Origin of the sequence: Pseudomonas haemolytica, assembly GCF_009659625.1 — a bacterium.
GTDB classification, from domain to species: domain Bacteria; phylum Pseudomonadota; class Gammaproteobacteria; order Pseudomonadales; family Pseudomonadaceae; genus Aquipseudomonas; species Aquipseudomonas haemolytica.
Map to the genome: position 1 here is coordinate 152,102 of NZ_VOIW01000001.1, position 13,040 is coordinate 165,141.

Here is a 13,040-nt window from a genome sequence, read left to right on the forward strand (position 1 = left end):
CCTTAAGACGGACGCAGCCCGCGTTCCAGCCAGAGGCGGCTGGCCATGGTCACCAGGCCGTCGAGCAGCAACGCCAACAGCGCGGTGCACGCGGCGCCGAGCAGCAGTTGCGGCTGGTTGTTCAGGGCGATGCCGGGGAAGATCAGGCTGCCCAGGCTGTTGGCACCAATCAGGAACGCCAGCGGCGCGGTGCCGACGTTGATCGCCAGGGCTACACGCACACCGCCGATGATGATCGGCACGGCGTTGGGCAACTCCACGCGAAACAGCACCTGGCGCGGTGTCATGCCGATGCCGGTGGCGGCTTCTTTCAGGGAGCCCTGAACGTTTTTCAGGCCTTCGTAGGTGTTGCGCACGATGGGCAGCAAGGAGGCGAGGAAGAGCGCGAAGATGGCCGGGCCGCTGCCGATGCCGAGGACGCCGAGGGCGATGGCCAGTACGGCCAGGGGAGGGACGGTGTTGCCGATGTTGAAGATTTGCATGAAACGTTCTGCGCGCCCGACCATGTTCGGTCGGCTGAGCAGGATGCCAGCGGGGATGCCCACAATCAGGGCCGCCAGCATGGAGACTAGGACGAGAATCAGATGAGCTTGCAGGTAAAACAACAAATCGTCGCGGTACAGTTCGATCGTGTTGATGCCGATCCAGTGGACCAGCAGGGCCAGGAGAGCGACGACAACCGCTCCTCCTATCAGCCCTTTGCCATAGCGAATAGCCACAGGCGGACTCCTTTTTTCTTCTGTCGGCGTCCACATTTCCGAGCGGCAATGCCATTCCTGGCTGTCGGCGTATGTGGTCGCGAAATGCAGCTCGTCTATACCGGCAATGCGGTGTGAGTTCGAGCCATGAGCGCAGCCTCGTCAGGCTAACTTGCTGATTTTTCAGCCCCTGTTCCGAGTGCGGTAGCAGGGGAGTGGACGTCTCTACCTTTTAAAAGGTTCCACACTTGAGAGCATTTAGCCACCCCCAATGGGGTGAACGGTGGTCTGTAACCCTCGGTTTGCGCTATACTCGCCGCCCTTTTTTGACTCACCTGCCAGGCGATTTCCCATGACCCACCAGGCCGCCGAAGTCGCGAAACGCCGCACTTTCGCCATTATTTCCCACCCCGATGCCGGTAAAACCACCATCACCGAAAAGCTCCTGCTGATGGGCAAGGCAATCGCGGTGGCCGGCACGGTGAAATCCCGCAAATCCGACCGCCATGCCACCTCCGACTGGATGGAAATGGAAAAACAACGGGGTATTTCCATTACCACGTCGGTCATGCAGTTCCCGTATCGCGACCACATGGTCAACCTGCTCGACACCCCTGGCCACGAAGACTTCTCCGAAGATACTTACCGCACCCTGACTGCGGTGGACTCGGCCTTGATGGTCCTCGACGGTGGTAAGGGCGTTGAGCCACGCACCATTGCGCTGATGGACGTTTGCCGTCTGCGTGACACGCCAATCGTCAGCTTCATCAACAAACTCGACCGCGATATCCGCGACCCGATTGAGTTGCTTGATGAAATTGAAGCGGTCCTGAAGATTAAAGCCGCGCCGATCACCTGGCCGATTGGCTGCTACCGCGACTTCAAGGGCGTGTACCACCTGGCTGACGACTACATCATTGTCTACACCGCCGGTCACGGCCACGAGCGCACTGACGTCAAGATCATCGAGAAGCTTGATTCCGACGAAGCCCGCGCCCACTTGGGTGACGAGTACGACCGCTTCGTCGACCAACTGGAACTGGTGCAGGGCGCCTGCCACGCGTTCAACCAGCAGGAGTTCCTCGACGGCCAGTTGACCCCGGTGTTCTTCGGTACTGCCTTGGGCAACTTCGGTGTCGACCACGTACTCGACGCGGTAGTGAACTGGGCGCCAAAACCGCTGGCCCGCGTCGCCAACGAGCGCACCGTAGAGCCGGTTGAAGAGAAATTCACGGGCTTTGTGTTCAAGATCCAGGCGAACATGGACCCCAAACACCGCGACCGTATCGCCTTCATGCGCATCTGCTCCGGCAGATACGAAAAAGGCATGAAGATGCGCCACGTGCGCACCGGCAAGGACGTGCGCATCGGCGACGCCCTGACGTTCTTCTCCTCCGAGCGTGAACAGCTCGAAGAAGCCTACGCCGGCGATATCATCGGTTTGCACAACCACGGCACCATCCAGATCGGCGACACCTTCACCGAAGGTGAAGCGCTGGGCTTCACCGGCATCCCGCACTTCGCCCCGGAACTGTTCCGCCGCGTGCGCCTGCGTGACCCGCTCAAGTCCAAGCAACTGCGCCAAGGCTTGCAGCAATTGGCCGAAGAGGGCGCCACCCAGGTGTTCTTCCCGGAGCGCAGCAACGACATCATCCTCGGCGCTGTTGGTGTGCTGCAGTTCGATGTGGTCGCCAGCCGTTTGAAAGAAGAATACAAGGTCGAATGCTCCTATGAGCCAATCACCGTGTACTCCGCGCGTTGGATCGAGTGCAGCGATAAGAAGAAGTTGGAAGAGTTCTCCAACAAGGCCGTGGAAAACCTCGCGATCGACGGCGGCGGTCACCTGACCTACCTGGCCCCGACCCGGGTCAACCTGGCGCTGATGGAAGAGCGCTGGCCGGATGTGAAATTCCGCGCGACCCGTGAGCACCACTAAGGTCTGAGCGGTCGAGAGAAGGGCGAAGCTGTGATGGCTTCGCCCTTTTTATTGGCTTGAAATGCACTCAAATGTGGGAGGGGGCTTGCTCCCGATAGCAGTGTGTCAGCCAGCTGATTTGTAGCTGACACACCGTAATCGGGAGCAAGCCCCCTCCCACATTGTGATCTCCAAAAGGCTGGAGATTGGCGGTAATCCGGCATCGCGACTAGCTTAAACGCTGGCGGCAATTAATGACTGCCGTGCGGGTCCCATTTACTGACTGGACGGAATCGACCATGAGTATTGTTCAACGAGTCGTGCTGTTGATTAAGGTGCTGGTGCTGTTGTCAGTGGGGATGTCGTCAGCCTGGGCGCATAACCCGGTGCAGGGCGGTGTTGCGCTGACGGCGGTGAATAGCCACGATCTGCAACTGGCCAAGTCCGAGGCCGAACCCGGTGACCAGGACCAGGGCGGTAGCAAGGACGATGATGACGCCACCACTGATGAGCCGGACAGCGACGGTCCGGATGAAGGCGATAGCCAGACTTAGCCCCAGCCAGAACCAAATCCGCCCGGCTAGCCGGGCGGAGTACGTCATGAACTTACAACGGCCCGATCAGAACGATGTGGTCACCGACGCGAAGTAAGCGCGGCCCGGTTCGTTGTAGGTCTGCGCGCCAGCGTCGTCGGCATTGCCTTTGCGGGACAGGCGTTTGTCCAGCAGGTTGTTGATACCCACGCGTACGCTCAGGTTTTTGCTGAACTCGTAACCGCTGCTCACGCCCATCAACCCGTACGGGTCGACATCCTGCTGGGCGCTGCGATCGTAGCTGTTGGCACTGCGCGAGTTGAGCGTCGGTGCTTCCTGCTTGCCGTAATAGGTGCCGCTAACCTGGAAGGAAAGCTTGTCGGTGGCTTGCCAGTCCAGCGTGGTGTTGACGGTGTACTTGGGGATGATGCTCAACGGCTCGCCGGTGTCCTTGTCCTTGGAGTCGATCATGTAGGTCAGGTTGGTGTTCCAGTCCAGATCGTCGCGCAGGCTCACGAACAGGTTGCCTTCAACCCCTTGCACGAGTGCCGGTCCGCTGTTTTCCCACTCCAATACGCGGCGACCATTGCCCAAACGGAAAGCCGCCTCGTTGCTGGCATTGATCTTGTTCTTGTAGTCGTTACGGAAGTACGTCGCGCTGGTACGCCAGGTGCCCTTGTCGTAGGCCAGGCCGATTTCCTTGTTGACGCTGATTTCCGGCTTCAGGTCGCGATTACCCACCAGGTAGCAGCCGCCCATGTTCGCTTCGCTGGCGTTGCAACCGTTGCCACGGCTGTACAGCAAATAGTTGGGGTTGGATTGATACAGGTTCGGCGTCTTGTACGCCCGGGCAATACCGCCCTTGAGGCTCAGCTCATCGGTCAACTGATGGGAGGCGTTGAGGCTGGGGCTCCAGTTGCCGCCGTATTCTTCATGATCGTCGTAGCGCAGGCCGGGGGTGATGATGGTCTTGCTGCCCAGTTCGATGTTGTCCTCGGCAAACAAGGCGTAGCTCGACGCGGTGGTCTTGGTGCTGTTGCGGTTGACGCCCGGGATGGCGGGGACGCCGCCGGTGCCGGGGTCATAGCTTTGCGGGCGCAACGAGCCTGGATCGTTCATCGACTCGTAGAGGTACTCGCTGCCCAGCGTCAGCACCTGCTCGGTGCCGAAGCTTAGCGGCAGGTTGACCTCGGCGGTGGCCCGGGTATTGCGCAAGCGTGATTCAAAACGACCGGCGCTGGCAGACGGCGCACCCTCGCCGGCACCGGCCAGGCCTTCGTTGAGGCGCTCGTTGCGGGTCAGGTCGTGGCTCAGCGAGGCCAGGGTCGAGCCCCAGTCAAATTCGCCGCGGTGCGTGGCAGAGAAGCTGCTGCGTTGAATCACGCTGGTTTCCTTGCCCACCAGGCTTTCAACAAATGCGCCACCGCCGTTGAGCATGGTGTCGCCGGCGAAAATATTGCCCTGGCGGCTGTAGCTGGCTTCCAGGTCGAGGGTTTGCTCGGGGGTGAATTGCCAGCTCAGCAAGCCATTGACGTCTTTATTGCGCACGCCCTCGCGGCCGGCCACCAGCGAATCGGGGGTCGCTTGTGCGGAGCGGTTGATGTCGGCGTCATCGGCGTCGGTCTTGCTCAGCCCGCCATAGACGCGGAACGCCAGGCTGTCGGTCAACGGGCCGCTGAGATTGAAGTTGGTGCGTTTGCTCGCGCCTTCGGCGTCGTTTTCGGGGAAGGCGGTGTAGGCGGTCAACGAGCCGTGTAATTGGTCGGTTGGGCGTTTAGTGATGATGTTGATCACCCCGCCCATGGCACCGGAGCCGTAACGGGCGGCAGCCGGGCCGCGCAGAATTTCAATACGCTCGACTTCTTCGGCCGGCACCCAGTTGGTTTCGCCACGGGTGTCACGGTCACCGCTCCAGCCATAACGCACGGCGTTGCGGGAGGTCGACGGTTTGCCATCGATCAGGATCAGGGTGTTTTCCGGGCCCATGCCGCGCAGGTCGATCTGGCGGTTATTGCCACGGCTGCCGCTGGAACTGTTGCCGGTCAGGTTGACGCCTGGCTCGCGGCGGATGATCTCCGACAGGTCGTTGGTAGGTGGGCGTTTCTTGATGTCTTCGGCGGTGATGATCGACACGCCAGGCGCTTGCTTGAGTTCTTCGGCAGCGGTGCCCAATACACGCGTCTCTCCCAGCACCAAGGCTTGAGGCGTGCCGTCTACCGGCAGGTCAGTCGCTTCGATCGGCACTTTATCGCGCTCTTTTTCGACACTTTCCGCCAGCAACGCGGGAGACGAAAGGGTAGCGATAAACGCCAGCGATAAACGGCTGAGTCTGAATTGAGACGACATGTCCACAAAGTCCTTTGGAGGGGCGATTGAGCGAGATGCGCCTAAATCGCCTTGTGCAGAAAACCTTGGCTAACCGGACGATATTCAGCGCTCTCTTTGCGCCGTAATGGTATTGATTCTCAAACAAAAGTAAATTTCATTTACAATCTATACACTTTGCAAAGCGCTTTGCCCCAACGTTTCCAAAGCGCGGTGCCTTGAAAGACGCGGATTCTTCTGTGTACTTTTTGTTACAAACTGATGTTCCCGACCCGAGATGTGCGCAAAAAAAAGCCCCTCCGGCCAGACTGATGCGCAATCTGGCGGGAAGGGCGGTGGAACTCATTTCAACTGCTCTGTTGCGTCAGGCCACGAATTGCTCCGCGTAATGGCAAGCCACCTGGCGATTATCCAGCGGCCGCAACAACGGTTCCTCGCTGCTGCAACGTTCGGTCGCATAGGGGCAGCGTTTGTGGAAAGCGCAGCCAGGCGGCGGGTTCAGCGGGTTGGGCAGTTCGCCGACGATCTTGATCTTCGGCTTGCTCGGGTCCGGGTGAATGGTCGGTGTGGCCGACAGCAGCGCCTGGGTGTAGGGGTGTAAAGGGCGAGCGTAGATGTCTTCCTTGGGGCCTACTTCCACCGGGCGGCCGAGGTACATCACCATCACATCGTCGGCAACGTGTTGCACCACCGCCAGGTTGTGGGAAATGAACACGTAGGCCGTGTTGAATTCCTGCTGCAAATCCATGAACAGGTTGAGCACCTGGGCCTGGATCGACACGTCCAGCGCCGAGGTCGGTTCATCTGCCACCAGCACTTTGGGTTGCAGCATCATGGCCCGGGCCAATGCGATGCGCTGGCGCTGGCCACCGGAGAACATATGCGGGTAGCGCTGGTAATGCTCAGGGCGCAAACCCACCTGCTTCATCATCGCCTGGACCTTTTCGCGGCGTTCGGCAGCGGAGAGGTTAGTGTTGATCAGCAGCGGTTCACCGAGTTGATCACCGACTTTCTGGCGTGGGTTCAATGAGGCATACGGGCTCTGGAACACCATCTGCACGTCTTTGCGCAATTGCTTGCGCTGGGCCTTGTCGGCGCCGGCTACTTCTTGCCCGGCGATTTTCAACGAGCCGGACGATGGCTCTTCAATCAACGTCAGAGCACGGGCCAGGGTGGATTTGCCGCAACCCGACTCGCCCACAACGGCGAGGGTCTTGCCGGCTTCCAGCTCGAAGGACACACCATTGAGGGCACGCACGGTGGCGTGGCCCTTGAACAGGCCACGGGACACTTCATAGTGACGGGTGAGGTCGCGGGCGGTAAGAACGACGGCCATTACGCCACCTCCTGGTTCAGCGGGTAGAAGCAGCGGGCGAGGCTGTTGCTTTTCGGATCAAGGCCCGGGCGCTGGGCACGGCAGGAGTCCTGCACATACGGGCAGCGCGGCGATAGCAGGCAACCCTGCGGGCGGTCATAACGGCCGGGTACGATGCCCGGCAGTGTGGCCAGGCGCGTGGCGCCGAGGCTGTGTTCCGGGATCGCCTTGAGCAGCGCTTCGCTGTACGGGTGAGCGGGAATGTCGAACAATTGCGGCACCTGGCCGACTTCCACGGCCTGGCCGGCGTACATCACACACACGCGCTGGGCGGTTTCAGCCACCACCGCGAGGTCGTGGGTGATCAGCACCAGGCCCATGTTCTGCTCTTTCTGCAGGGCCAGCAGCAGTTCCATGATCTGCGCCTGGATGGTCACGTCCAGCGCCGTGGTCGGTTCATCGGCGATCAGCAGTTTCGGCTCGCCGGCAATCGCCATGGCGATCGCAACACGTTGGCTCATACCGCCGGACAGTTGGTGCGGGTAGGCATCCATCCGGCTGGCGGCGCCCGGGATTTCGACTTTTTCCAGCAGCTCGATAGCCCGTTTGCGCGCTTGCTTGCCGGACATTTTCAAATGCAGGCGCAGCACTTCTTCAATCTGGAAACCTACGGTGTAGCTGGGGTTCAGCGCGGTCATCGGATCCTGGAACACCATCGCCAGGTCTTTGCCGACGATCTGGCGGCGCTGGCGGTTGCTCAGCTTGAGCATGTCCTTGCCGTCGAAGTTCAGGGCGTCAGCGGTGACGATACCGGGATGCTCGATCAGGCCCATCAGCGCCATCATGGTCACGGATTTACCCGAGCCAGACTCGCCAACAATCGCCAGTACTTCGCCTTTGTCGACAGAAATGTCGAGGCCATCGACCACCGGTACGGCGGTCTTGTCGCCGAAGCGCACGTTGAGATTCTTGATTTCTAACAGTGACATGGGAATCTCCTCAGGCGGCGTTCTTGAGTTTCGGGTCCAGCGCATCGCGCAGGCCGTCACCCATCAAGTTGATTGCCAGCACGCTGAGCAAAATAGTCAAACCAGGCAGGCTCACGACCCACCAGGCGCGTTCGATGTAGTCACGGGCCGAAGCCAGCATGGTGCCCCACTCCGGGGTTGGCGGTTGTACGCCAAGCCCCAGGAAGCCCAGCGCGGCGGCATCGAGGATCGCCGAAGAGAAGCTCAAGGTGGCCTGGACGATCAGCGGTGCCATGCAGTTAGGCAGCACGGTGATGAACATCAGGCGTGGCAGGCCGGCGCCGGCGAGGCGGGCGGCAGTCACGTAGTCGCGGTTCAGTTCGCCCATTACTGCGGCGCGGGTCAGACGTACGTAGGACGGCAGCGACACGATAGCGATGGCGATCACGGTGTTGATCAGGCCAGGGCCGAGGATCGCGACAATGGCCACAGCCAGCAGCAGCGACGGCAGGGCCAGCATGATGTCCATCAAGCGCATGATGGTCGGGCCGAGCAGGCGCGGGAAGAACCCGGCGAACAGCCCCAGCAGGATGCCCGGGATCAGCGACATCACCACCGACGACAAGCCGATCAGCAAGGACAGGCGCGAACCCTGGATCAGGCGCGAGAGCAAGTCACGGCCCAGTTCGTCGGTCCCGAGCAGGAACTGCATCTGCCCACCTTCCAGCCAGGCCGGCGGGGTCAGCAGGAAGTCGCGGTATTGCTCACTCGGGTTATGCGGTGCAACCCACGGGGCGAAGATCGCGCAGAACACAATCAGCAACATGAACAGCAGGCCGGCAACCGCGCCTTTGTTCTTGGAGAAGGCTTGCCAGAATTCTTTGTACGGGGACGGGTACAGCAGGCTCTGATCGACTGCTGACACTGGAGTAGAGGTAGTCATGGTCATGATCTCAGCGCTGGTGACGGATGCGTGGGTTGGCGAAGCCGTAGAGGATATCCACCACGAAGTTCACCAGGATCACCAGGCAGGCGATCAGCAGGATGCCGTTTTGCACCACCGGGTAATCCCGTGCACCAATGGCTTCGATCAGCCATTTGCCGATGCCGGGCCACGAAAAGATGGTTTCGGTCAGTACGGCGCCGGCCAGCAGGGTGCCGACTTGCAGGCCGACTACGGTCAATACCGGGATCAGCGCGTTGCGCAGGCCGTGCACAAATACCACGCGGGCCGGCGACAGGCCCTTGGCCTTGGCAGTACGGATGTAGTCCTCGCGCAGCACTTCGAGCATCGACGAACGGGTCATCCGCGCAATCACCGCCAGCGGGATGGTGCCCAGCACGATGGCCGGCAGGATCAGGTGGTGCAGGGCGTCCCAGAAGGCGTCCGGTTCGTCGGCCAGCAGGGTGTCGATCAGCATGAAGCCGGTGCGTGGCTCGATGTCGTAGAGCAGGTCGATACGCCCGGAAACCGGGGTCCAGCCCAGGCTCACCGAGAAGAACATGATCAGGATCAGGCCCCACCAGAAAATTGGCATCGAATATCCCGCCAGGGAGATGCCCATCACCCCATGGTCGAACAGGGATCCTCGTTTCAAGGCCGCGATTACCCCAGCCAACAGGCCCAGGATGCCGGCGAACAACAGGGCAGCCATGGACAGTTCCAGGGTCGCCGGGAAGAGGGCGGTGAACTCGGTCCACACGCTGGTGCGGGTACGCAGCGATTCGCCAAGATCGCCCTGGGCGAGCTTGCCGACGTAATCCAGGTATTGCGCATACAGCGGCTTGTTAAGGCCAAGGCGCTCCATTGCCTGGGCATGCATTTCGGGGTCAACCCGGCGCTCGCCCATCATGACTTCTACGGGGTCGCCTGGAATCATGCGAATCAACGCAAAGGTCAGCAACGTGATGCCGAAAAACGTGGGGATCAATAACCCCAATCGGCGGGCAATAAAACTAAACATCTTGGTGTGTACCTCAATCAGCCGGTTAGGCAGGTTCGGCACCGTCAATATCGACGGTGCCGAGCGTTTTTCTTATTACTTCACCTGGGTGGTGGCGAAGTTATTGTTCGTCAGAGGGCTTTGGGTATAACCCTCGACGTTCTTGCGCATGGCGGTGAACATTTTCGGGTAGGCCATGGGAATCCACGGTTGGTCCTTGTCGAAAACGTCCATTGCTTGTTCATAGAGTGCAGCGCGTTGGCCGGGTTCAGCGATAGCGCGCGCCTTGTCGATCAAGTCTTGAAACTCCTTGTTACACCAGCGCGCGTAGTTTTCGCCGTTTTTCGCTGCATCGCAACTCAGGTTGGGGGTGAGGAAGTTATCCGGGTCCCCGTTATCCCCGGCCCAGCCGGAGGAAACCATGTCGTGCTCGCCGGCTTTGGCGCGCTTGAGCATTTCGCCCCATTCCATGACCTTGATATTGACCTTCAGGCCAATCTGGGCCAAGTCCGCCTGCATACGCTGGGCGCCGAGCATCGGGTTAGGGTTGGTCGGGCCACCGCCGTTACGGGTAAACAGGGTGAACTCGGTACCTTCCGGCACGCCGGCTTCCTTGAGCAGGGCGCGGGCCTTCTCCAGGTCGCGGGTCGGGTTTTTCAGTTTGTCGCTGAACCCCAGCAGGGTCGGCGGATACGGGCCGGTTGCATCGAGTGCGTTGCCTTTACCGTACAGGGACTCGTTGTAGCCTTTCTTGTCGAACGCGATGTTGATCGCATGACGCACCCGCGCGTCGCTCATGTATTTGTGCGTGGTGTTGAGCGCGGTGTAGCTGGTGGTCATGGCGGCCAGTTCATCGACCTTCAGGTTCGGGTCTTTCCTGATGCTGGGAAGGTCATCGGGCTTGGGGTACAGCGCGACCTGACATTCGTTGGCCTTGAGTTTTTGCAGGCGCACGTTGTTGTCGACCGCAATGGCCAGGATCAACGGATCGGCCGGCGGCTTGCCACGGAAGTACTCCGGGTTGGCCTTGAAGCGTACCTGAGCATCTTTCTGGTAGCGGATGAAGATGAACGGGCCGGTGCCGATCGGCTTGCTATTAAGCTCATCGGTCTTGCCGGCGGCGAGCAACTTGTCGGCGTACTCAGCGGAGTGGATGGCGGTAAACGGCATCGCGACATCGGCCAGGAACGGTGCTTCAGGGCGCGTCAGCGTGAAGACGACGGTGTGGTCGTCGGTCTTCTCGACACTCTTGAGCAGTTCCTTGAAGCCCATGCTTTCGAAATAGGGGAAGCCCGTGGCGGATTTGTTATGCCAAGGGTGTTTCGGGTCCAACTGGCGCTGGAAGCTCCAGAGCACATCATCGGCATTCAAGTTGCGCGTAGGTTTGAAGTAATCGGTGGTGTGGAACTTGACGTCGTCGCGCAGGTGGAACGTATACGTCAGGCCGTCATCACTGATGTCCCAGGACTTGGCGAGCGCTGGAACCACTTCGGTGGTGCCGGGCTTGAAATCCACCAGGCGGTTGAACATGGTTTCAGCGGCGGCGTCAGCAGTCACGGCGGTGGTGTACAGGACCGGGTCGAAACCTTCCGGGCTGGCTTCGGTGCAGACTACCAGCGGTTTGGCCGAAACGCCGATCGCCACGCTCAACAGCGCAGCGGCCATGGTGGCTTGTAGCGGGAGCATTTTCATTCAGAGCCCTCTGCAATCGTTGGAGCCAGAAAAGCGTAGACGGCGAGCTCGTCCTGAGCCCACCGCCTGCCTGGCACTAATTAAAGGATGTTGAATGGAACAGTGGTCACCAGACGGAACTCTTTGATGCTGCCGTCGGATTGGAACTCACTGCCGCGGTGCTCGACGTAAGTGGCACGAATCGCGGTGGCCTTGAGTGGGCCACTCTGGATTGCGTAGGAAGCGCCTACACCGTATTCCTGGTGTTTTTCGCCGTCCTGGGTCTGGATGCCGTCGTAGCCTTTGCCGACTACACCGCGGTTGCCGGTGTAGTGGGTGCCGTCGATGCCCCAGCCGCGAGCGGAGTATGCGTTGAACTTCAGGCCTGGCACGCCGTATTCGGCCATGTTGATGGCGTAGGCGACCTGGAACGATTTCTCGTTCGGGCCGTTGAAGTCAGACGTCAGGGAGTTGGCCAGGTAGATGCCGTTGGTTTCGTGCAGGTAGTCGAAGTATTCGTTACCGTTCACGGCCTGGTAGGCGAAGGTCAGGCTGTGGGCCTGGTGAGTCAGTCCAAAGGACAGGGAGTAGGTATCGTTGTCGATATCCCCCATCAGCTTTTTGCCTTCATCGACGGTCTTGTAGTAGTTGAAGCCGGTAGTCAGGGCCAGTTGCTGGCTGTCACCCAGTTCATGGGTTGCACCGAAGTAGTACTGGTTCCAGAAGTCCTTGACGTTGGCGCCGAAGAAGCTGGTCTTCAGGCTCTTGAACGGCTGGTAGTTGGCACCCAGGGTGTAGACCTTGTCGGTTTCGACCTTGGCGTTGCTGGTGTACTCGGAACGGAATTTCGACAGGCTCTGTTCGCTACGTGGCGAAACGCGGTCAAACACGCCGCCCTGGAACGACAGGTTGCTGAACTCTTCGCTGTTGAAGCTCACGCCCTGGAAGCTCGACGGCAGGGCACGGTTGCCGATGGTGTCGATGATGCCGCTGCTGAAGTTCTGGCGACCGGCGGTCAACGTGGTGTTGGACACGCGGAACTGCACGTTGGCCAGGCCCAGTTTGCTCCACTGGTCGACGGCGTCGCCATTGGAGTCGGCCAGGGTACGGTTGGAGCCACCTTTGATGTCACGCTTGCTGCGATCCAGTACCAGGGCGTTGTAGACCGCAACTTCGGTCTTGACCCCTACGGTGCCCTGGGTGAAACCCGAGCTGGCGTTGAGGATAGTGCCCTGCACCCAGTTGGTACGGTTGCGATCAGTCAGGGTCTGGCCATGTTTCTTGTAAGAGAAGGTGCCCCCACGGTATTTGCTTTCATGGGAGTACCAGTTACGCGTGGTGCCGCCCAGGCTGAAATCTTCGATAAAGCCCTTGGCCTCGCTTTGGGCACTGGTTCCGGCCAACGTGGTGGGAACGAAGTCCTGGCTGGCGGGTTCCGCGTAGGCGGTTGCCGTGATGCTGCTGATGGCCAGGGCCAGAAGCGCTTTGCTGCTCAGTTTCATGGGTGAAGCTCCTTTGGTTCTTTTTTTAATGCCGGTCTTTTTAGGTGAACCGGCTATTGGGTGTGGAACTCGTTCAAGCTTTTGCAAACGTTTGGCGTAGGAGGTTTCCTAATAAAAAGCTGCGCGTTTGCCGGGGAGCCCACTTCGCTCCCCGCAATCCGGTTATTTTC

10 protein-coding genes are annotated in these 13,040 nt (G+C 60.0%); 2 read left to right on the forward strand and 8 right to left on the reverse strand.

Annotation, left to right across the window (positions count from 1 at the left end):
* Positions 1-2 precede the first annotated feature (2 nt).
* Entirely contained in the window at positions 3-719 is a 717-nt protein-coding gene (locus FRT59_RS00770) for an ABC transporter permease (RefSeq protein WP_004372306.1), read from the reverse strand.
* Between the two features lie 331 nt (positions 720-1,050).
* Here FRT59_RS00770 and FRT59_RS00775 point away from each other — a divergent pair, with 331 nt between their 5' ends.
* Both FRT59_RS00775 and FRT59_RS00780 read left to right on the forward strand, forming a co-directional pair.
* Positions 1,051-2,634 carry a peptide chain release factor 3 gene (locus FRT59_RS00775; protein ID WP_034118071.1) on the forward strand — a complete coding sequence of 528 codons (1,584 nt, stop codon included), beginning with the start codon at positions 1,051-1,053 and terminating at the stop codon, positions 2,632-2,634.
* A 278-nt stretch (positions 2,635-2,912) separates the two neighbouring features.
* Positions 2,913-3,167: a hypothetical protein gene (locus FRT59_RS00780; protein WP_153870166.1), complete on the forward strand. Its 255-nt coding sequence runs from the start codon at positions 2,913-2,915 to the stop codon at positions 3,165-3,167.
* Between the two features lie 66 nt (positions 3,168-3,233).
* Here the strand turns inward: FRT59_RS00780 and FRT59_RS00785 are convergent, their stop codons facing one another.
* The 7 genes from FRT59_RS00785 to FRT59_RS00815 form a co-directional block, all read right to left on the reverse strand.
* Positions 3,234-5,492, reverse strand: coding sequence for a TonB-dependent siderophore receptor (locus FRT59_RS00785; RefSeq protein WP_153838910.1), 2,259 nt, complete (start codon positions 5,490-5,492; stop codon positions 3,234-3,236).
* A 343-nt stretch (positions 5,493-5,835) separates the two neighbouring features.
* Positions 5,836-6,807: a peptide ABC transporter ATP-binding protein gene (locus FRT59_RS00790; RefSeq protein WP_034118074.1), complete on the reverse strand. Its 972-nt coding sequence runs from the start codon at positions 6,805-6,807 to the stop codon at positions 5,836-5,838.
* Positions 6,807-7,775, reverse strand: a complete 969-nt coding sequence (locus FRT59_RS00795) for an ABC transporter ATP-binding protein (protein ID WP_014716896.1) — start codon at positions 7,773-7,775, stop codon at positions 6,807-6,809. Before FRT59_RS00795 ends, FRT59_RS00790 begins: the two co-directional genes overlap by 1 nt.
* Before the next feature lie 10 nt (positions 7,776-7,785).
* Positions 7,786-8,697, reverse strand: coding sequence for an ABC transporter permease subunit (locus tag FRT59_RS00800; RefSeq protein WP_005784738.1), 912 nt, complete (start codon positions 8,695-8,697; stop codon positions 7,786-7,788).
* A gap of 10 nt (positions 8,698-8,707) precedes the next feature.
* Positions 8,708-9,718, reverse strand: coding sequence for an ABC transporter permease subunit (locus FRT59_RS00805; RefSeq protein ID WP_003171721.1), 1,011 nt, complete (start codon positions 9,716-9,718; stop codon positions 8,708-8,710).
* A 75-nt stretch (positions 9,719-9,793) separates the two neighbouring features.
* Entirely contained in the window at positions 9,794-11,389 is a 1,596-nt protein-coding gene (locus FRT59_RS00810; protein ID WP_153870167.1) for an ABC transporter substrate-binding protein, read from the reverse strand.
* Between the two features lie 80 nt (positions 11,390-11,469).
* On the reverse strand, positions 11,470-12,870 hold the full coding sequence (locus FRT59_RS00815; protein WP_034118076.1) for an OprD family outer membrane porin: 1,401 nt from the start codon (positions 12,868-12,870) through the stop codon (positions 11,470-11,472).
* Positions 12,871-13,040: the final 170 nt, after the last annotated feature.